The organism is Saprospiraceae bacterium (assembly GCA_016710235.1).
In the GTDB taxonomy this organism is placed as follows: Bacteria; Bacteroidota; Bacteroidia; order Chitinophagales; family Saprospiraceae; genus Vicinibacter.
The window spans coordinates 302,863-322,964 of the sequence record JADJLG010000001.1 but is presented as its reverse complement, the minus strand read 5'-3'; the positions used below and the strand labels follow the sequence as shown (position 1 = coordinate 322,964).

The 20,102-nt window shown below is 36.2% G+C and carries 20 protein-coding genes; 8 read left to right on the top strand and 12 right to left on the bottom strand.

What is annotated here, in order from left to right:
• Positions 1 to 122 precede the first annotated feature (122 nt).
• Positions 123 to 482, bottom strand: coding sequence for a hypothetical protein (locus IPI99_01445; protein ID MBK7339173.1), 360 nt, complete (start codon positions 480 to 482; stop codon positions 123 to 125).
• 347 nt (positions 483 to 829) lie between these two features.
• Between IPI99_01445 and IPI99_01440 the strand changes: the two genes are divergently transcribed.
• Positions 830 to 3,721: a hypothetical protein gene (locus IPI99_01440; GenBank protein MBK7339172.1), complete on the top strand. Its 2,892-nt coding sequence runs from the start codon at positions 830 to 832 to the stop codon at positions 3,719 to 3,721.
• 59 nt (positions 3,722 to 3,780) lie between these two features.
• Here IPI99_01440 and trpS read toward each other — a convergent pair whose 3' ends face one another.
• Together trpS and IPI99_01430 are read right to left on the bottom strand one after the other, a co-directional pair.
• Positions 3,781 to 4,773 carry a tryptophan--tRNA ligase gene (gene trpS, locus IPI99_01435; protein MBK7339171.1) on the bottom strand — a complete coding sequence of 331 codons (993 nt, stop codon included), beginning with the start codon at positions 4,771 to 4,773 and terminating at the stop codon, positions 3,781 to 3,783.
• Positions 4,774 to 5,256: 483 nt separating this feature from the next.
• Positions 5,257 to 5,973 carry an SAM-dependent methyltransferase gene (locus IPI99_01430; GenBank protein MBK7339170.1) on the bottom strand — a complete coding sequence of 239 codons (717 nt, stop codon included), beginning with the start codon at positions 5,971 to 5,973 and terminating at the stop codon, positions 5,257 to 5,259.
• 343 nt (positions 5,974 to 6,316) lie between these two features.
• Between IPI99_01430 and IPI99_01425 the strand changes: the two genes are divergently transcribed.
• The 3 genes from IPI99_01425 (at position 6,317) to IPI99_01415 (ending at position 9,606) form a co-directional block, all read left to right on the top strand.
• Positions 6,317 to 7,096 (top strand): segregation/condensation protein A, encoded by a 780-nt coding sequence (locus IPI99_01425; protein ID MBK7339169.1) that lies wholly within the window; start codon positions 6,317 to 6,319, stop codon positions 7,094 to 7,096.
• 158 nt (positions 7,097 to 7,254) lie between these two features.
• Positions 7,255 to 8,829: a hypothetical protein gene (locus IPI99_01420; GenBank protein MBK7339168.1), complete on the top strand. Its 1,575-nt coding sequence runs from the start codon at positions 7,255 to 7,257 to the stop codon at positions 8,827 to 8,829.
• 63 nt (positions 8,830 to 8,892) lie between these two features.
• On the top strand, positions 8,893 to 9,606 hold the full coding sequence (locus tag IPI99_01415; protein MBK7339167.1) for a glycosyltransferase family 2 protein: 714 nt from the start codon (positions 8,893 to 8,895) through the stop codon (positions 9,604 to 9,606).
• A 770-nt stretch (positions 9,607 to 10,376) separates the two neighbouring features.
• On the opposite strand, the gene IPI99_01410 is transcribed toward IPI99_01415, so the two are convergent.
• Genes IPI99_01410 through IPI99_01400 form a run of 3 tightly spaced genes read right to left on the bottom strand, consistent with a single transcriptional unit; the run spans position 10,377 to position 11,232 of the window.
• Complete coding sequence (locus IPI99_01410; GenBank protein MBK7339166.1) at positions 10,377 to 10,676, bottom strand: hypothetical protein; 300 nt, start codon at positions 10,674 to 10,676, stop codon at positions 10,377 to 10,379.
• 2 nt (positions 10,677 to 10,678) lie between these two features.
• On the bottom strand, positions 10,679 to 10,984 hold the full coding sequence (locus IPI99_01405) for a DUF2442 domain-containing protein (GenBank protein ID MBK7339165.1): 306 nt from the start codon (positions 10,982 to 10,984) through the stop codon (positions 10,679 to 10,681).
• Positions 10,984 to 11,232, bottom strand: coding sequence for a DUF4160 domain-containing protein (locus tag IPI99_01400; GenBank protein ID MBK7339164.1), 249 nt, complete (start codon positions 11,230 to 11,232; stop codon positions 10,984 to 10,986). Before IPI99_01400 ends, IPI99_01405 begins: the two co-directional genes overlap by 1 nt.
• 229 nt (positions 11,233 to 11,461) lie before the next feature.
• On the opposite strand from IPI99_01400, the gene IPI99_01395 reads away from it, so the two are divergent.
• Positions 11,462 to 11,581: a helix-turn-helix transcriptional regulator gene (locus tag IPI99_01395; GenBank protein ID MBK7339163.1), complete on the top strand. Its 120-nt coding sequence runs from the start codon at positions 11,462 to 11,464 to the stop codon at positions 11,579 to 11,581.
• A 244-nt stretch (positions 11,582 to 11,825) separates the two neighbouring features.
• Here IPI99_01395 and IPI99_01390 read toward each other — a convergent pair whose 3' ends face one another.
• Entirely contained in the window at positions 11,826 to 12,833 is a 1,008-nt protein-coding gene (locus tag IPI99_01390; protein MBK7339162.1) for an IS5 family transposase, read from the bottom strand.
• Between the two features lie 64 nt (positions 12,834 to 12,897).
• Here IPI99_01390 and IPI99_01385 point away from each other — a divergent pair, with 64 nt between their 5' ends.
• Complete coding sequence (locus IPI99_01385) at positions 12,898 to 13,083, top strand: hypothetical protein (GenBank protein MBK7339161.1); 186 nt, start codon at positions 12,898 to 12,900, stop codon at positions 13,081 to 13,083.
• Here IPI99_01385 and IPI99_01380 read toward each other — a convergent pair.
• Both IPI99_01380 and IPI99_01375 read right to left on the bottom strand, forming a co-directional pair.
• Positions 13,073 to 13,570, bottom strand: a complete 498-nt coding sequence (locus IPI99_01380; GenBank protein MBK7339160.1) for a hypothetical protein — start codon at positions 13,568 to 13,570, stop codon at positions 13,073 to 13,075. The two genes, IPI99_01385 and IPI99_01380, sit on opposite strands and share 11 nt — an antisense overlap.
• A 16-nt stretch (positions 13,571 to 13,586) precedes the next feature.
• Positions 13,587 to 15,302, bottom strand: coding sequence for a hypothetical protein (locus IPI99_01375; GenBank protein ID MBK7339159.1), 1,716 nt, complete (start codon positions 15,300 to 15,302; stop codon positions 13,587 to 13,589).
• 480 nt (positions 15,303 to 15,782) lie between these two features.
• On the opposite strand from IPI99_01375, the gene IPI99_01370 reads away from it, so the two are divergent.
• On the top strand, positions 15,783 to 16,133 hold the full coding sequence (locus IPI99_01370) for an IS66 family transposase zinc-finger binding domain-containing protein (GenBank protein ID MBK7339158.1): 351 nt from the start codon (positions 15,783 to 15,785) through the stop codon (positions 16,131 to 16,133).
• A 17-nt stretch (positions 16,134 to 16,150) separates the two neighbouring features.
• Positions 16,151 to 17,038: an IS66 family transposase gene (locus IPI99_01365; protein MBK7339157.1), complete on the top strand. Its 888-nt coding sequence runs from the start codon at positions 16,151 to 16,153 to the stop codon at positions 17,036 to 17,038.
• Between the two features lie 98 nt (positions 17,039 to 17,136).
• Here IPI99_01365 and IPI99_01360 read toward each other — a convergent pair whose 3' ends face one another.
• From IPI99_01360 to IPI99_01350, 3 genes are all read right to left on the bottom strand, one after another.
• Positions 17,137 to 17,607 carry a hypothetical protein gene (locus IPI99_01360; GenBank protein ID MBK7339156.1) on the bottom strand — a complete coding sequence of 157 codons (471 nt, stop codon included), beginning with the start codon at positions 17,605 to 17,607 and terminating at the stop codon, positions 17,137 to 17,139.
• Positions 17,608 to 17,761: 154 nt separating this feature from the next.
• Positions 17,762 to 18,262 carry a hypothetical protein gene (locus tag IPI99_01355; GenBank protein MBK7339155.1) on the bottom strand — a complete coding sequence of 167 codons (501 nt, stop codon included), beginning with the start codon at positions 18,260 to 18,262 and terminating at the stop codon, positions 17,762 to 17,764.
• 17 nt (positions 18,263 to 18,279) lie between these two features.
• Complete coding sequence (locus IPI99_01350) at positions 18,280 to 20,088, bottom strand: hypothetical protein (protein ID MBK7339154.1); 1,809 nt, start codon at positions 20,086 to 20,088, stop codon at positions 18,280 to 18,282.
• Positions 20,089 to 20,102 lie beyond the last annotated feature (14 nt).

The window sequence follows — 20,102 nt, the reverse complement described above, 5'->3', positions numbered from 1 at the left end:
AATGGAATAGGCTCCAAAGCACATACTCATGTATGGTGTGGTATCATGCAGCAGAACAATTTGTAGAAGCGCTCTTCAGCTTGTACAAATCAAGATTTAACGAGACAAATTTTTCTAATAAATTAAGCAGAAAATTTAGGAGGCTGCCAGATATTGGCTACAGATTCATTGGATAAAGTTTCATTATAGTAAGGTATCATTTTTAATGCAATACCAATTCTCTGGATTTTGATGTGAAAATTTTTGAATACTGTGAGCAATGCAGCTGTTCCGCAACAGCTACAGCTACAGAGCGGATTGCAATTGTCTTTGTGTGGATGACGCTCGTGTCCATCATGTTCTGAATCATCAGGAAGATTATCCTCCAATTGATGTACATGAAAAAAATCGGAAGAATTATTGCAGTTTTGAATAAAATCCCGGCATGGTACAAAACTCAAGCCTAAAAGATATATCAAAAAACTGATTGCAAAAGATTTCACTTTACAAAACTAACTATAAGGTTGAAATTGTCGATCAATTACATTTTAATTTTTTGTTAAAGTAAATTTATATTATAGTATTTTTGAAAAATATAAATGAAAATAGCAGCCTATGAATAGAAAAAGATATTCATGTCACAAATGGATTCATTGTGAACAATCCAAATTGGAATTTGCGAGATGAGTTTTGCTTTGCAAATGACATCCATTGCGCATTGATTTTTGGTTCATTGTGCCACAGAATGAATCATGGGATCTGAGTTTTGGATTCTATTTTAGAATTTTTCAATAAACATTAGGCAGCTATTTCAGGTTTTAAGGATTCTATTTCAACAAAAGGTGTTACTATGTTTAGGAGTATTTGGATTTGGATTGTGCTTCTGATTGCCCACTTTCAAGTGAAAGCACAGATTGCTTGTACTCATGTAGGGGATTCATTGATTCTGGTGGAGCTGTATCAGAATACGAATGGACCGGCGTGGACCCGTACTTGGGATCTCAACAGCCCTGTAAGCACCTGGTTTGGGATTAGTCTGAACGGAAATGGTTGTGTCAGCGGAATAGAATTAAACAATAATCGACTGACAGGAACATTGCCTGAAAGCATTTGTGATTTGGGAGGATTGCAGATATTAACCCTGAGCAACAATAAGCTCACAGGAAATTTGCCTCAGTTTTTGGACCGACTCAAATCGCTTGAAGTACTTGTTCTCGTTGGAAATCATCTGAATGGATATATTCCGCCGACTATTGGCCTATTGCCTTCGCTCGTAACTCTGGATTTGAGCAAAAATGATTTTGAAGGAGAACTACCATTGGAGCTTGGATACTTGCCTATGTTAACATCTCTCAAAATATCTGAATGTATTTATTTATGGGGTGGTCTGCCTGAAGAGATTGGAAATCTCAAATACTTAGAAGTCCTCATGATCACTAAGAATAATATCACCGGAATCATACCAGAGAATTTTAAAAAACTTGAATCTCTCAAGCGTCTGGATTTGTCAGATAATCACTTGAGTGACACATTGTCGGCAGAATTTGGCAAACTGAATAAATTAGAGTACCTGTACTTGGATTTCAATCAATTGACAGGATCCATCCCGGCTACTTTTGGCCAGCTCAGCGAACTTGTACATTTTTCCGCTTCGCACAATAATTTAAGTGGTACCATCCCAACAGAACTGGTTCAGGCAAAGGCGATTACAAATCTGAACCTGGGGAATAACAATTTGAGTGGATCAATACCTCCCCTGAGCAATAGTTTGTATCAGTTGAGTTTGAAGTACAATCAACTGACAGGGACTATACCTGAAAGTATTTTCACAAGAGGAAGTCTTGCTGCACTTGATCTGTCTCATAATCAACTTACTGGTAATTTGCCTCTTGGCATAAAATACTCACCCAATCTTTTCCATTTGGATGTCTCCTACAATCAACTCAGTGGTCCGTTGCCGTACACGATGTCAGAACTCCGCAATCTTAGTTATCTGGGGCTTTGTCCAAATAATATTTCTGCTCCTATCCCTGACCTGAAGGCGAACAGAAGATTGGACCTTTCCGGAGTTGATTTTTCCTGTATCATGGGCAGGACGATCTCAGGACATGTGTTTGCAGATCCCAACATCAATTGCAATGCACTGGGTGGCCGGCCTTTAATTGATAAACGAGTCACGCTGGATACAAATTATTTTACTTTTACTGACGCACAAGGTTATTATTCTTTTTTTGTGAATGACGGTGACCATGTATTGGAGATGCCGGATTCATTATATTTATATCAGCTGGCTTGTCCGGCTTCAGGCAGACATGAATTCAATATCAGCGCTGCAAATACTCGCTTAGATACTTTTGACTTTGGTCAACGCACTGTAAAAGATTGTGCGTTGCTGTCAGTGAAGGCAGTCCTTTCCAGAATGAGATTGTGTGAGATCAACAATGTCACTATCCGAGTGAGGAATGAGGGCAACGCCACCGCGCAATCCGTTTTTGCTACGATCAAGATACCTGATTTTATACATAATGTGCTTGTCAACAGACCATTCGTCAATAACTTTGGTGGTGAGTATCGGGTACAGCTGGGCGATATCGGCCCCGGCCAGGAAAATCAGTTTTTATTGAGTTTCAAAATACCATGCGACTCAATGATTCTTGGACAAAAATTGTGCATCCCAATATATGTGACACCAGATCACAACTGCAGTCCTGTAATTGCAGGTAGCGACCATGATATTTACATTCAATCATTTTGTCAAATGGACAGTGTGAGATTCAGAATATTCAATCATGGCAGTACACCGATATTTTCAGCCTATGAGATTTTTAAAAATTTTCTCAGAACGGATTCTGTGCCAATTATTTTAGCAGCCAATTCATATCAGGATATATTAACTGAAAATAATGCACAACAAATTTCAATTTCTGTAGACGATCTGACAGGTGATCAAATTATTGAAGATTGGGAAGGAATCGAAAACTGCACAGGTAATGAATTTAGTTCATACGCAGATATTTTTAGCGGTGTTTCTAAGCCGACACAAACCATGATCTGCGGGATCATCAGGGGCTCATTTGATCCTAATGAAAAATATGCTGTACCCATTTCTAAAGCAGAGATTGCCAGCGTGTTGAGAAATCAACAACTGCAATATATTATCCGGTTTCAAAACACAGGAAATGATACGGCATACCGGGTGCGCGTGACTGACGTCATTGATACCAGTGTGCTGGATATTAAAACCGTCCAGCTCGGATTATCCAGTCACCCTTTCAAATTGCAGGTAGAAGGCAATACCATGAATTTTGTGTTTGAACCGATCGCACTCGTTGATTCAAAAACAGATGAAACAAATAGTCACGGATTTGTCCAGTTTTTTATACAACAGAAGAAAGATTTGCGCGTAAATACATTGATCCACAATCGTGCTGGAATTTACTTTGACAGCAATCCTGCAGTGATCACCAATGTCGTTTCTCTGCTGGTAATCAATCCTGAGAAAAAGACTACGGGAACCAAAGATATTTACCTGCCTTCGGTCATCTCTGTTTATCCGAATCCATCTACCGGACTGATCAAATTATCATATGAAAATGATTTTGTGCCATTCCGGATCGTGGACAGTTACGGGCAGTTGATCCTTTCTCAAAATTCTCCTGTGAATGAAATTTTTATTACACAGCCGGGAATTTATTTTATCCAATCCCAAGGTGTGACAGCAAAATTTGTAATTACAAAATAAAAGATCCTGCTCTGAAATAAATCCAGGTTGCAGCTCAGGAAAATAATCTGATTTGACGATTACAAGCCTGCTATTTCTCGCACTTCTTTGACAGTCTGCCAGGCACGCTCGCGTATCTTTTCAGATGATGCCTTGATTTGATTTTTGATGTCTTTTTTGTTTTCCTGAATTTGTTGTAAATTCTCGTGGAATGGTTTAAGTTTTGCAACCAGCGCCTCAGCGACGGCTTCCTTGAGAGAAGAATACTTCAATGGTTGTGAGTGATATTCCCGGATCAGAGAATTGTATGAGTTTAGATCACCGCAAGCCTTCAAGATTTCGAACAAATTTTTCACACCTGCGCTCATTTCATTTCCTGATGATTCACCTGCATCCGTTACGGCAGATCGTATTTGTTTGCGGATCTGAGCTTCTTCGCCGAAGACATTGATATGATGTTTTTCTCCCAGAGATTTACTCATTTTTCGTGTGGGATCTGCGAGTGAAAGTATTTTTGGCGTCTCAGTAAAGAGAGGATCGGGATGATGAAAATATTCTTTGTTGTACAGAAAATTGAATCGTTGCGCGATGTTGCGCGAGAGTTCGAGATGTTGTTCCTGATCTTTTCCGACAGGTACCAGGTCAGCATGGTAGATCAAGATATCGGCAGCCTGAAGCACCGGATAATAAAATAAACCTGCTGAAATGACCGAATCCTTGCCTTTGTCGTTGAGTTGTTCGGATTTGTCTTTGAACTGTGTCATTCGCGATAGCTCTCCATACGAGCATACACATCCCAGAATCCAAGCCAGTTCTGTATGTTCCGGGACAAGCGATTGAATGAAAAGATTCTCGACCTTTACGCCACAGGCGAGTATCTGGAAGGCCATTTTCCAGGTATTTTCCTTGAGTTTCTTAGGGTCATAAGGCATAGTCATAGAGTGATAATCCACGACACCATATGTACAAAGGTAGTTGTCTTGCAACTTGACCCAATTGTCGATAGCACCAAAATAGTTGCCAAGATGTATGTCCCCTGTAGGTTGGATACCTGAAAGAATTTTTTTCATCAAAAATGAATTTGGATTGGACGGCAAAGTTAACATGTTCTCCATGCAAAAAAGTACGAATCACTCATCCAATTTGCATATTTGCAATTCATCTTTGATGAATACCAGAGCTCTTGATCTGACCAAATGGTTTCGCAAATCGAAAATCTGGTGGATGTTTCACCCGATCTTGCAGGAACCGGGCAATACTTTGCCGGGCCTTATAATTGACCTCAGGAGATTAAATCAGTGATCTCTTATTCTTGAGTTTAGATTCGTTTTGAAGGAACCAAACACATTACACTATCTTGAATAATTCATTTCTTTGGAATCAAGCAAAGCATATAGACTTGAGGGTGCAGATCAAATGGATCATTATTGAATTTCATCTCATAATCTTGATGGAAGCATTTTTGCGGGTAGTTAAAATAATTTTTAGAAGCGATTTTGCAGTACCGGCTTTGGGAAGTTGTAATTCATTTTCTGTCCTTTATTTCTGAGAAAATTCTAATACATCGCTGCAAGAACGAATATCGCGGGATTGTCTTCCAAGAGATTGAAATCATTTGTTTTTTTCCATTGCTTGATGGTGTAAGTGTGGATATACTCTTTGTCAGTTTCCAGTCCTGCAGCAACACAGAGAGTAAATTGATCCGGTACATGGCCCAGCAGCATCTCCATCATCTGTGTGTTCCTGTAGGGAGTTTCCATGAAAAGATAAGTTCTTTTGTTGAGTCGGATTTCATTTACAAGTGAAACAATTTTCTGACGCAGGGCATCTTTCTTTGCCGGAAGATATCCCAGAAAACAAAAGCTTTGTCCGGGTAATCCTGAGGCCATCAGAGCCATCATCATCGAGTTTGGGCCACTCAGCGGCACTACCTGCACCCGATTGATGTGTGCCTGTGCAACGAGTTCTGAGCCCGGATCTGCTATAGCCGGCATCCCTGCCTCAGACATCAGTCCGACATCCTTTCCTTCTTTGATGAGAGAGTATAATTCCGGCCACACAGCCAACGGCGAATTCCGATCTATTTCAACTATCTGGTATTGGGAGATCGCTTTGGCTGTGCCTGATGCTTTAATGAGTTGTCTCGCTGTTTTGGCATTTTCCACTACAAAAGTATCCAGCTGATGTATCATGGCGATGACTTTAGCTGAAAGCACCTCCATTGAACTACCACCCAAAGGTACTGGCACGAGATAGATTTTACCCTGGATCATGTATCGCTTTACTTTACAGGGCAAATTTCATCAAATAAACGCAAACTCTTCAGATTTACAATCCAAATTCACGTATAGATTGGTTTTCCATACCATCTGGACTAATAAGTTCTAAACCATAGAATATGAAAATTATATATATATAATATTTATGTATATGTGGTTTGAAAGTGTTTACGGTACAGGGTAGACATGCATCGATTGAACTGCCTGAAATTGGAGAATTCACCATACTGGGCAATTGCGATTGTATTCAAAAAAATGGAATAGCTATGGGATTTAACATACCGTATGGATAAATGAGTCATTTTTGCGCTATCTTCGCCAACCCAATCGGAGAGCTTTGGAAAGTTATAAAATCAAATTGCAACAGTTCGAGGGTCCCTTTGACCTGCTATTGTTCTTTATAGAGAGGGACGAGCTCGATATTTATGACATTCCGATCTCTCGTATTACTGAAGAATTTCTAGAATATATCAGACAATGTGAGTCATTGAATCTTGACCTTGCAAGCGAATTTATCCTCGTAGCAGCAACCCTGATTCGCATTAAAGCCAAGATGCTCATCCCACGTAAAGAACTGGACGAGAACAATCAAGAGATAGATCCTCGAGCCGAGTTGGTTCAAAAGCTTTTGGAGTATAAAGCTGTAAAGGAAGCTATCGATGATCTCAGCAAGATGGAGGATGATCGGTATTTTAGGGTTACAAGAGGCAATATTGTCTCAGAGTTCAACCAACTGGCGCAACGGGCACTGGTCGATGCAGAGTGGGAGACTCTCAATCTTTTCCACTTGCTAAAGGTGTTCCAGAAGTTGGTTGACAAGTTTCAGCAACCCACCACAGTCGTACACCAGATCTACAATTACGAATATACCATTGCAGAGCAGCAAGCCAAAATCAATCATATTCTCTCGACCAAACCTAAAGCAGCGTTCGAAGAGATCTTTGAAGATTGCGAAAACCGTGTGCATGCCATTATCACCTTCCTGGCTCTCCTGGAATTGATCAATCTGCAGGAAGTCACTCTCGTCAATGGCAATCAGGTCAATCAATTCTGGCTGGAATTCAAGCCGGAAGATGAAAGGGAAGAAATCAACATTCCTACACTAGAAGAGGAGTAATTTTCAAAATAAAATGGTGAAACCATGAGGAATCACACATAAACTTTTATTCGCCATAACGAATGAGTCGGTTGGATCGTTATAAACGTATTCCATTCATCCAAACCATTGCACAAATGACATAAGCGATACTTACTCATCACAAATCCTCGGTACCTATGCAATCCATAACCTTTAGATTTAAACAAAGCTCATTTATATTTTCCCTGTTACTATTCGCCCTGATTTTGGGGATTAGTTTGGTGATTGGCAAGTTCTATAGCATTGACGGACCTGCACATATGTATAATGTGAAAATCATGACCGATTTTCTTAAAGGTGGAAATAATTATGCAGAATATTTTAAGGTAAATTCATGGACGATTCCCAACAACTTGAGTCATTTTATATTGATGGGACTTTGTCAGTTGTTTTCTATGGAAAAGGCAGAGATCATTTTTCAGTTTTTACTCTGCGTATCTATCCCGCTGAGCATTGTCTCTTTTTTAAAAAATTGCGGTACAAAACTTCATCTCGTCCATTTAATATTATTGATTATCGTGCCGTTCAATTTTTTCCTGTTGATGGGTTTTTACAATTATCTGTTGGCTGTTGCACTCATGTTTTGGACACTGGCTTGCCTGTCTCGTTATATGCTATCTGATACCTGGTGGAACAGAAAGTTGATGTTGATCTTCATTCTGTTTTTACTCAGCTTTCAGGCACATGTGTTTGTATTTATATTTTTATGCGCATGCTCAGTTTTATTGGTGATTTCTTATTCCATATCAAGTCAAAACAAAATTAACCGGAAGAAATTACTAAATTTAATTCCGGTCACTATTCTACCCGTTTTTCTAACAGTGCGTTATCTGGCAGGCAGAGATAATTCTCTTCAAAAGGAATATAAAAAATCATCAGAGATACTAACACATTTTGTCCAACTGGATATTTTTGGATTATTGTCTGAGAGGGAAAGACTATATACCTACCTGATGTTCATTTCGCTGTTTTTTTTACTCAGTGCAGTAATTTTTTTGATATTCCAAAAATTAAAATCCGGTCAGGAAAGTTGGAGAAGGTGGTCGCCGACTCGGCTATTTTTTGTTTTGGTGTTTTTGATGTTTATTGTGAGCGCATTTTCGTTTCCTGACAGTGATGGACATGGAGGATTTATTACCTATCGACTTATATTTTTCTTCTATTTGTTCCTAATTGCCTGGCTCATCAGTGAGGCAGAAATTGTCTCAGCGATCTATCTCGTAGCGCCATTTATTGTATTGGCGATGTATTTGAGAATAGATTATTACCGATATGAGATGAAAAAATTGGCAGCTCTGACGGATCGGGTTCATCATGCGATAGAGGATATTCCGGAAGGATCATTGGTATTGCCGATCGATGCGACGAATCATTGGATGTTGGGCCATTTGGGAAATCATTTGACTTATTCTGACAAAAAGATAATCATACTCGAAAACTATGAAGCTACAGTAGATTATTTTCCTTTGAGATGGATCAGTGACAGAATGCCATTTTCAAATTTTCAAGCTTTGATGTTGCAGGCTTGCTCTAATGAAAGATTCGTGTACGACAGCCTTGCTTCACGCCGTATCGATTATTTGTTCGTTGCGGGGCAGGTAGAAGCTAATCGGCATCCTTGTCAGACACAGTTGCTTGCAGTTAAAGATAATTTGGAATTGTATAAAGAGTATGATGGATTCAAACTTTACAAATGGAAATCAGTGAAATGATAGGTTTCATGTAATCGGCTAAATATGGTACGTTTTTTGTAATAGATTGCAAGTTTTACAGCGATGGCTACACTTTCTATAGTTATACCGGTTTACAATGAGGAAAGGACAATACATCTCATCCTCGACAAAATCATTCAGGCTCAACTGCCTGAAGGTATAGATCGTGAAATAATTCTGGTTAATGACTGTAGTAAAGATAATAGTGAAGGGGCGATTCAGAAATACATGAATGCGCATCCCGGAGAACAATTTTCCTATTACAAACATGAAGTTAACCAAGGGAAAGGAGCTGCTTTGCATACAGGGATCAGAAAAGCTCAGGGAGACTATATCATCATCCAGGATGCTGACCTAGAGTATGATCCGGAAGAGTATCGTCTTATGCTCAAACCCATCTTGGATGGATTTGCAGATGTGGTCTTTGGTTCACGTTTTATGGGAGGGAAACCGCATCGAATCCTGTTTTTCTGGCATTCTATAGGGAATAAAATTCTCACCACAATATCCAATGTATTTACTAATCTCAACCTGACCGATATGGAGACCTGTTATAAGTTGTTTCGCAGGGATATCATTCAGTCATTGGATTTGAAGGAAAAGAGATTTGGTTTTGAGCCGGAGGTTACAGCTCGGATCGCTCGCATTCCAAATATCCGTATTTATGAAATAGGAATCTCATATTATGGAAGAACCTATGCTGAGGGAAAGAAAATAGGCTGGCGCGATGGTTTCCGAGCAATATATTGTATTTTGAAATACAATATATTCAGGTAGAGTATTTTGTTTGCCTGTATCAAGTTTGAACATGATTTTATTCGATAGTCCACCCCTTTCATTATTCATGCTTTGTGTAGAGCGGCACTGCTGATTTCTGTGATGAGCTCATTCCACCCAAATGATGTTTAAATCAAGATTATTTGTTTTTAGCAATACTGATTAAAAATATTATCCAAAATCTTACTTGACTTAACAACATCCTCTGCATCAATTTTTGTGCCATCGGGATTGCTTTCTTTGCCGTTTTTGAGGGTAGCAAATCTTTTAGCAAGTCAGATAGCTACACTCTAGATGGCGGACTTAGCTGAAAACTCCAAAAGTAGAAATTCTTGATGGAGATACCGAAATAATTTTGACCGTCTAATTTTCAAGCTGAGCATTATATGTAAGTACCAATTTTGGTTTATTTGGATCAAGACAAATGGACAATGAGAACAGTCAACCAATAATTAAATTGGTTCAAAGCCAAAATCATTGAAAAAATATTCAATATCTAAATCCGGCCTTTTTCATTTTAGTTTTTGAATGAATACAAAGTCGTTAAGAAATGAAAACAGCCTTGATCTTTTGGTTCTTTTGGATCAAGCCAAAAGAACAATGAAAACCATAGGCCAAAAGTCAAAGAACTCCAGGCTAAATTAACTTACTCCGAAGTTTAATAAAATACTCAATTAGTTTAAGCACATGGTTAGAATAAAGAATAAGCATTGCATTTTGAATACACTCCTTCAAAACTTGCGCTATATCGAGTCAGTATCATTGATTTCTTATTGATCACTGCTTCGTTGTTGATCACTTGTATATGGGTCTTTGCCGATTATGAAAGTGTCATCATTTGATGCTGTGAGACCGTAAGATGAGTTTACTGATTTATGTGCGACTGCATAGTCGAAGATTTGCACATCTTGGATTGGGACAGGAGTAACAAGTGGAAGAGCCGCCAATGTATAGGCTGCGGTGGTGTTTTTAAGGCTTTCACAAAGCTGTGCAAAGCTTTGCACAGTTCGCTCACTAAATCGTGACTCCGTGTCACGATTTTCCGATTGAAAATCGGATCGTTTACTCACTATTAAGATAGGGACGTCTTTGATGATACAACTGTAGATTCCATATAGGCAAAATCCGGACAAATATCATATTCACAAGGTATAGTAGTACCTTCCAAAGTTTTCATTTCAGCTATGCCAAGCCAAAAGAGTTCGCCATTATCCCCGATTTGCACTTCTTTGAACTTATCCCCTTCAAATACTTTTTGAGCGAATGTTCCATTTCTGTCAAGAACATTCTCAAGATTTAACATCCTTGTCTCTCCATTATCAAATTTGCATATGACTACGTATGGATGTGAAATTTTTATCTCAACTATCTTTCGCATTATTGTAGAGGGTCTATTGTGTGAAAATTTTTAGAATGCCACATTTCATTAAGTTCATCTTTGTGAATTTCTGCCCAGGCACTCACAAGTTTTAACTTACTAACAGGTAGATCACCATCTAAAATGGACCCATTGCTTATAAGAACATTAGCTTCGAATTCAGCATATTTTACTTTAAAATGAGGTGGATTATGATCATTAAAGAACATATAAATAATTATCCCATAAAATCTACTAATCTCCGGCATAAATCTCCAATTTACAAAGATAATGCAAAAAAGTGGTAGCGCTTTAGGACATCGGTGAGGGATAACTTGCTTTTGATGTCTTTGATCTCCATAAATTTTACTTTGTGAGTATTTAGAACATCGCAAAGTTAAATAAAAGTTCTATATTAGAACTATTTAGTTTTCTATTTTAGATCATTATTGCATTTTTTGTGCTACTATCGTACCTTTGTGCGATAATTTCATAATCATGAAGATAGGCGATAGTCTTAAAAAGCTTAGGGAAAGTAAGGGTTACACTCAGCAGCAAATGGCTGATCTTATCCATACTCATCGGTCTTGTTACTCCAAAATGGAAAACAATCAATAGGAAGTACCTATTGATTGTCTTATCCTTATCGCTAAAAATTTTGGTATGTCTGTAGATAATGTCATCTATTTCAATGATACAAGGGTATTTCTAAAAACCATCTTTTGTAACCATCCGCTAAAATTGTGTTGTTAATTTTCATTTTTGTATAAAAAGTGGCTAAACTTTGAACCGATTATGTCGGTTTTGTTTTCTTATTTTTTGTTTTAGCTCGTTTTGGTCAATCATGGACACACGTATCCCATCAAGCCTTCATATAATAACTATATCGGAATAAATTGTATGTTAAATTCAACAAACCGATTTTTAATTTAGCTCCTATCGTTCTTATTATAACCCCGCCAGTACTTTGATGCATAAACCCAAACACATGTTCCACTCGTGCTCGGATTTTACTCTTCTTACTATTCATTTCTTTCTGACCTTCACTTAATGGATTATTACGATAACCCTTCTCGTGAATTTTATTTTTCATACCTATTTTACTTACCGCCTTTTCAAATGCCTCTCCCGTATATGCGCTGTCTGCATGAAGGGATTGTCCTTTATCCTTCTTGCTCAATAAATCTAATGCCCCTACACTATCATGAACACTAGCCTCTGTAACCTGGTAGCTATCAATAAATTTTTTCTTGCCATCCACCTTCACGTGATCCTTGTATCCAAAATAATTCTTGTTGTTCTTTTGTGTCCATGTCGCATCTACATCCTTATGACTAGATTTCTTATCACTCCATTCCTCTGGTATTTCACCTCTTTTAATTTGATTATTCTCCTCGCGACTATTGCGTTGCTTCGGAGCGTTCATTATTGTAGCGTCTATTATTTTTCCTTTATTCACAATTAAACCTTGTTTCACTAGTTCCTTTCCAAATTGATTAAATAACTTTTCCATCAATGCGTCTACTTTCATCTTCTCCCGAAAATTCCATATCGTATTTCTATCCGGTACTTTGCTATGTATGCGTAACCCTAAGAAACGCATAAAACTGAATCTGTCTGTTATTTGATATTCCATCTGTTCGTCGCTCAATCCAAAGTATTCTTGCAATATCAAAATCTTGAACATCATTACATAATCAAATGGCGGCCGACCACCTGGTGCAACTCCTTCAACTTTCAAGTGCTTGTTTAATATTGAACGAAAAATCTCCCAGTTTATCGTACTGTTCAATTTCTCTAATGGGTCGCCTAACTTACTAATTCGTTCTAACTTGTACTCCTCATCAAACAATCCAGCTCCTTTATTCATATAATCTATTTTTTACACAAGATAATATTTTCATTCATTATATCCTAGAACATTCATTGAGTTTTTGGAACTACCCACAAATTCTATTCCTGCTGATATCTCCATTGCTGATAAAGCTGCTATCGAACAACTCCAACTCATCAACGAACTCGATGAAGAAGAAAAAAATATTCTCCTAAAGCTCATCGAGACTTTCGTATCTAAAAAAAGATTTAAAGAGTATTTGCAGCAAAATATTGCTACGCTTTGATGACTAAATCTTTACAACCATAATCTTTATAAATTATACTTGTTAAGATGTTGTTTACGTTTACTCCATAATACATCTTATCATATCCAATCCATCTAATTTCTTGTAAACTACAACGACAAAACTGTATTACTAAATCTTTCGAAGTAGTGCTGATTTTTAAGTTTTTGCATTCAAAATTTATTGATTTAGAAGCAAATTCAATTTGGCCGTAATTAAAACATGGAATTCCTATTTCAATATTTGATATAACTATATCATTTATAAATGCAATCTCTTTATAAATTAATAAATTTACTTCATATAAATATCCAACTTCATCGGCCCATATTTCTATATCTGTGCCTTTATGGTTTGTTATACTTATAAATTTTGTCTCGCTGTCAGATTTCAAGTAAGGAAATTTCAAGGTAATAGTTGGGTCATGGTATGAACATGAAGGAATGACTATACTTTTTAGTCTTTCAGTCATATTCTTGGTGTCCATCAATTCTATTTTGAGTTTATTCAAATTTTGCATGATACATTTTGATTAAATTGCCATTGCCATCTCCTGCTTTAAATATGAATTCCCATTTACCAGAATATATTTTTTTGTCATACTTGTTATTAGTTATTACATCTTGAATTACATTATTGATATTGGGTAACATATCACTCATCTCAATTGCAAATCTATTTTCCGCATCTTTAATTGGAATTTTAAAAGTAAATTTATCGTTATAAGCATCAAAACCTGGTTTGAACATCGTTTCATATATATGCTTAAATCCAGATTCTGGGATGAAAATATCACCTGCGGTAGTTTCTAAATTTATCCTTTTAGGAATATTACTTCCCTTTAATTTAATTACGTTTTTGAAAAATGCCAGTAGATCTGCAAAGCTACATCCATTATGCACCACAACACCCACATCACCTACTAAAAAATTATGCAAATCTTTAATCTCCAGATTATACACCGCTTCACTGCCAGCCTTCTTTTCATTGCTGAGTACAGTCGCTTCACCATGATAGGTAAGTACTTTCTCACCGACTTCAAGGTCTCCAGCCAGTCGCCAGTCATTGTGAGTGGTAGAGAAGATTGGATGCGGAGCAGTGACTCCGAGAGTCTCGTTATTATCAAAAGATATATTGTGTACTTGATTACTATGATGGATGAATAAACCTGTGACCGGCCTATATTCCCACTCATCATTTGGGTCTTCATCCACAGGTTTTTTCTGCGGTATGATGTGCTTGATAGATGTGATTTTGAATGGCCCTGAGATGCCTTGCTCAGTTAGGTTCATGTTTATGATACCATCGACAGTATAGTCATGATTTGTAATCCAGTCATTATGCAATGCAAGTTTACAAGTCGATGATCCATTGACTTCTTCAAAGGCTACTTCATTCCAATCAGTATCGTTGATTTCGTATTGATCTCGGCTTCGTTGCTGATCACTTGTGTATGGGTCTTTGCCGATTATGAAAGTGTCATCATTTGATGCTGTGAGACCGTAAGATGAGTTTACTGATTTGTGAGCGACTGCATAGTCGAAGAGTTGCACATCTTGGATTGGGACAGGAGTGACAAGTGGAAGAGCAGCAAGGGCTAAAGAATAGCCGGTATTCTTAAGGCTTTTGTATAAGCCGAGCCAAGCTTGGCTCGGTTCATAATCTATGAAGCCATCTCGTATGGCTTCATTCTCAGCTTGCAGCTGAGATCGATCACTCACCATTAAGACAGGAGTATTTTTAGTAAAGCACCCGAGAAAACTAGTACATTTGCGCACATCGCTACCTTTTTTGATACAAAACTCCCCACTTATTTTAACCAATTCGTATCCTTCATCCAATTTTTTTAATATAAACTTTACAGCAAAATTGTTCTTTAGAACCTCTCGCATGAGATTTATGCCTACCTGAGCATACATCATAAATCTGGTCATCGCAGTAGCTAATTTTGTAAGGGGGATAAGATTAGCGATAAGTGATACAATGGATATGACGGCTGTAATATAATTGATCACCGGTTGAGTAAACTCTAATATAATGTCCTTCATACTGACAAATAATCCATATCCTCCCATTTCAAGCAATACATCTAATATAATCGGACCCAATAAATGTGCCAAAAGTATTCTTCCTTCAGGAGTACTCACCATGGTGACGATATTCTGAAATGTACCTACAATAAATGAAGTGGTACTTTGCACTACTTCTTGAAATATCATACTTGCGAAATTACTAAAAGAAAGAACAAGAAAGCGCGCATTTCCACTTTTTGCTTTATTGTATAACTGTAGGCATAAATCGTTATACTTTGATTTGTTTTTGAATAATCATTAAATTACCCTGATAAGCCCGAATTAGCTATAATAATGTTTACATCAAAAGCTTCGCATCTTGTATTAATTTTATTTTCCCACAAAGATTTTTCGTATCTACTTAGGTCAAAAATAATATTTTATCTCGGAATTAAAAAAATAGGTATATTTGTGTTCCTACCAATAGAAGATAATTGAATCAATACTCATCAAAAGATTCAAGTTATCCATAAATTAGAAGAAATATTATTAGAATTAAATAAACTACGGCAAGAAGTAGTTGAACTTAGAGCAGAGAATGCCCAGCTTCGAGTGGAGAATGCAATACTAAAGGAGAGAATAAAGGTATTAGAACTTAAAAATAAGCAAAATAGTAAAAATAGTCATATGCCTCCTTCTTCGGACCTATACAAGACTAAGAAGATAAAGAGTGCATTTACCAGGAAACAGAATAAGAATTCAGGTGGGCAAAAGGGTCACGAGGGAAAGACTTTAGATAAAGTAGAATTTGTGGATGAGGTTATAGTTTTGGAACCGAAACGATGTCAATGTGGAGCAGATCTTACAAAAGTCAAAGGTGTAATAATTGAAACAAGACAAGAATTTGATATTCCTCCACAGGAGATCCGGATAATAGAATATCAACGTAAAGAATGTATATGTCCGTACTGTCAGGCTATAACTGCCGGACATTTTCCAAATCACATACAAGCGCCGACGCAGATGGTTCAACCATAAAGGCTGTATGTGTAATAATGAGTGTAAATTATAAAATTCCACTGGCAAAGATTGTCCAGTTGATGGAAGATCTATATCAGATCAGAATAAACGAATCCAGTATTATCAATTGGTTGAAACAATCTTATAACTTAATGAAACCAACAGAAGATCAGGTAAAAGAACATTTACTGAATAGCAAATTAGTGCATGCGGATGAAACAGGAGTTAATATCAATGGTAAAAATTATTGGAATCATGTAGTATCGACTGACAAACTAACTCACCAGTTTATAAACGAGAAAAGAGGTCAAAAAGCAATTCGAAATGAAGCTTCCATATTACCATATTATAAAGGAATACTAGTGCATGATTGCTGGTCTAGCTATTTTACATTAGAACAAGTTAAACATGTAATATGCGGAGCACATCTCATAAGGGAACTCAATGCATTAATAGAAGATAAATCAAAGTGGGCTTTTCGATTTCAAAAATATTTATTAGAACTACATAATTCACCGATAGCTAAAAATAAGAAAAATAAAAAACAAATACTTCTTGACTATAACAAAATACTACGACAAGGAATTCATGAAGAACCGCCACCAAGAAGAACAAGTTACAGAGGTCGAATTAAAAATTCAAAAGGATTGAACTTAATCAACAGACTAATTAAATATAAGGAATCTGTATTGGGATTTGCCTTCAGCAACTTAATACCATTTACAAACAATCAAGCAGAACGCGATATTCGCCATTGCAAAACAAAACAAAAAGTGGCTGGATGCTTTAGATCTCTGGAAGGTGCGAAATACTATATGCGTATTTCCTCCATAACAATCACTTTAAGAAAAAACTCAGTGAATGTGCTCGATTGGATAAAATCTCTATTTGCTGAAGGTATTTTTACCTTACCTTTGACCTAAGTAGTTACGATTTTTCTATTTTATGAGCTAATAATGCCGCACGTGCTATTGAAAACTTCGACAATCGGATTGGAATTACAAAATTTACAAACAGCGGCTTAATCCTGAAATGTACCAATGCAAAGTGGGTCCTTTATCCAATAATCGGACTGAAAAGCTTGAAACAATTTTTGGTTACTAATGGAATCTAAGTAGGTAAAATAAAATTTTATCTTCGATAACGCATATGATCCATTTTTTTCTTGTTTCTCTATCAATTCAAGTTGAGAAATTTTTACTTCCGTTAAAATACTTAACATATCAAGAATTAATATAAATTCATAATTAATATTATTGCGTAATTTGGATGATATCACAACTCCTCGACGAACGCTAACTAGCAATTCAAGTGTTTTGTTATTTCCTTTATTTTCAAGAAAAATTACAAAAGCTGATGGGCCAAGACTAATTGATGCATTCTTTTGAAAATCATATGAGTAAAATAGTGATGTATCTTTTACGGATAGATTCTTCAAAAAAAGTACAAAAGCATCAAAACTGAATTCATTTACTTGAACTATATTTTCCATAATTATTTTTTTTTAAATTAAAAGATAAATGCTACAATTAATAAAATGATGATATATATTCTCCTATAATATATAATTATTCCGTTCTTCACATCATTTATTAGCTAGTATTTAATATCTAATATTCATTAAATGTTCAGTAAATGAAATATTATTATTTATAATAAGGATCTAAATAAAATGGATCTTTAATCCATAATTTTCCTTGAAAAACTTGATGTATTAAATCACTTTTAATATTATCTAAAAAGCTAAAGTAATATTTTATATTCTCATTTGGATTTGTCAATTCTAATACCTGCATATTGTACAGATCATAACTGGTGATTTTTACTTTTAGTACTACATATATCAAATTATTTATATATATTTTTTGTTCATCAATAGTATTATATATTGAACCATCTCCTACAATTCCCTGATTTAAAAATACCATAATATTAAATACTTTATTATTCGCTTTATTTTCAAAAAAAAGATCTAGAATATCTGGTTTAATTTCAACTGTTTTTTCCTGCATGAAAATGTAAGAATAAAAAATTGAATTCTTGTTTTTGGAAAGTGTATCCATGAAGAGTAAAAAATTGTTTAAATTTAACTTTTCTTTTTTATTTAAATCAAATTGATGGTTGCTGAATAATTTTCTAATATTCATATTTGTCGGTTTTGAAGTTACTTAAAACCAAGGAGCGATTTTTCCATTTCATAGAAGAAACTTAAATGTTTCCCCAAAGGATTTCCCATATCTATTATGGTATATCCTTCATACAATAATTTTTTAATCCATTCTTCATTCATTTTAAACAAAGCCGAAGCTTTTGTATCTATCTCACTTACTCTATTTGGTTTAGTCTTAGCGATTAATTCTTCAAATTTTTTTAAAGCTGCCTGATAACCAGAGGTATTTGTAAATAATTCCACAGCAATATTTTGTTCATGCAATATATTAGCTGCTGGTGATACAACATCATCCATACTTCTTCCAATAATAGCAATTTTATCACCACTACCATGCTTGACATTTTGAATTGCAAAGCTACCAATTTTTACACCTTTAGCAAACAAATATTCAGTTATTCGCCTTGTAATACCATTTTCAGAGATATGTACTGCTCCATTAATTTTTAAAATTCTGGCTTCGCCGCTTAGAATTTTAGCTTTGACCAAAGTTGACAATTTGCTTGAGTTTTTAAAAATTATCAGCAATCTACCGATCCCTATTGCCCCTTCTATGCCCTCTTTCAATACTCCTATTATCTCGCCTACAACTACAAGATCTAATATTGCTAGGCTTATATCTATTATTCCTGAAATATAATTTCCAGCATAAAAATTAATAGCAGCAGATCCTAGGTTTATTGAAATGGAAGTTAATGGATTGAGATGTCCAAAAATTTGTAAGGTAATGGATGTTACAGTCAATCCTAGTAAGGTCCAATCTTCAATACTCTTTGGCGCGAATTCATTAATTAGATTGAATAGTTTGACTTTTATTGAATTAAGACCTTCATAACATATGTTAAATGTATTGTATAGTTCTAACCAGGAATATGGCGTATTAAAATTTCTATAATTATTTTGATTTAGCTGTAAGATTTTGTTAAAGAAATTATTATATGAATTTGAGCCGCCATTCTTATTAAAGTCATCCAGATAATCACTTAATCCAGTATAATTTACCGCCTCTTTTATATCTAATAAATTTGCTCTTGAACTTATTTTTTGTTTTTGTAAAGCATCAACTGTTTTATATAGAATCAGTGCCGTTTGAGCAATTTTTAATGTTACCTCTGTTGGTTTTCCTTTTTTATGAATGTTTGCTAGAATTTCACATTGTAATTCCGGCTTTGATTTTAAGAATGATTCCAACTCAGACTTTAAAGCTCCTTTAATGTTCAAAAGATTTAGTAGATTATCTCTTCCATTGCATTGACCCTTAGCACAGTCCTGCTGAAAATTAATTGCGTAACAGCAACTTTCGGTCATATACTTGAAGTAATCCCTCAGATCGGCCGTGGCCTTAGCGAGATTGGTGATATAAGTAGTAGGTCCTGTGTTTTCGTTATTCAGCAGATTCTCGAGTTCCTGAGCCTTGATATCTACATCTTCCTGTGACAGACAGTTGGCTACTAAGGGTATCTTGAGCTTGACGGTAAATCGATTGAGGACGCCTTCCGGATTGCTTTCTTTTCCGACAAGGAGGAAGTATGGACTTTCGCTCGCGGCTTGTGTCTCTGCGTTGGCCATGATCTCTTCTGTGAGGCCTTGCTCACCGTTATGGATATAGTACCCGAAGTCAATGACTTTGAAGGATCGGTAGATTTCGGGCAGGGCTGCATTGGCTTCATCGGCCAATGTCGCTATGTTGCCCGTCCCCGTATTGTATCCTGACATATCTGCCAGTTGGACATAGTTGGATTGAGCTATGACCAAGTTCCGGCACAGCAGCACCAGAAAGAGGTGAAGAATGATATTTTTCATGATGTTTCTGTTGA

Excerpts from the sequence above, each read along its gene's own strand:
- IPI99_01440 (MBK7339172.1), top strand. The coding sequence starts at position 830 with ATGTTTAGGAGTATTTGGATTTGGATTGTGCTTCTGATTGCCCACTTT.
- IPI99_01430 (MBK7339170.1), bottom strand. The coding sequence starts at position 5,973 with ATGATCCAGGGTAAAATCTATCTCGTGCCAGTACCTTTGGGTGGTAGT.
- IPI99_01420 (MBK7339168.1), top strand. The coding sequence starts at position 7,255 with ATGCAATCCATAACCTTTAGATTTAAACAAAGCTCATTTATATTTTCC.
- IPI99_01415 (MBK7339167.1), top strand. The coding sequence starts at position 8,893 with ATGGCTACACTTTCTATAGTTATACCGGTTTACAATGAGGAAAGGACA.
- IPI99_01405 (MBK7339165.1), bottom strand. The coding sequence starts at position 10,984 with ATGCGAAAGATAGTTGAGATAAAAATTTCACATCCATACGTAGTCATA.
- IPI99_01400 (MBK7339164.1), bottom strand. The coding sequence starts at position 11,232 with ATGCCGGAGATTAGTAGATTTTATGGGATAATTATTTATATGTTCTTT.
- IPI99_01395 (MBK7339163.1), top strand. The coding sequence starts at position 11,462 with ATGAAGATAGGCGATAGTCTTAAAAAGCTTAGGGAAAGTAAGGGTTAC.
- IPI99_01390 (MBK7339162.1), bottom strand. The coding sequence starts at position 12,833 with ATGAATAAAGGAGCTGGATTGTTTGATGAGGAGTACAAGTTAGAACGA.
- IPI99_01380 (MBK7339160.1), bottom strand. The coding sequence starts at position 13,570 with ATGGACACCAAGAATATGACTGAAAGACTAAAAAGTATAGTCATTCCT.
- IPI99_01375 (MBK7339159.1), bottom strand. The coding sequence starts at position 15,302 with ATGATATTTCAAGAAGTAGTGCAAAGTACCACTTCATTTATTGTAGGT.
- IPI99_01370 (MBK7339158.1), top strand. The coding sequence starts at position 15,783 with ATGCCTCCTTCTTCGGACCTATACAAGACTAAGAAGATAAAGAGTGCA.
- IPI99_01365 (MBK7339157.1), top strand. The coding sequence starts at position 16,151 with ATGAGTGTAAATTATAAAATTCCACTGGCAAAGATTGTCCAGTTGATG.
- IPI99_01360 (MBK7339156.1), bottom strand. The coding sequence starts at position 17,607 with ATGGAAAATATAGTTCAAGTAAATGAATTCAGTTTTGATGCTTTTGTA.
- IPI99_01355 (MBK7339155.1), bottom strand. The coding sequence starts at position 18,262 with ATGAATATTAGAAAATTATTCAGCAACCATCAATTTGATTTAAATAAA.
- IPI99_01350 (MBK7339154.1), bottom strand. The coding sequence starts at position 20,088 with ATGAAAAATATCATTCTTCACCTCTTTCTGGTGCTGCTGTGCCGGAAC.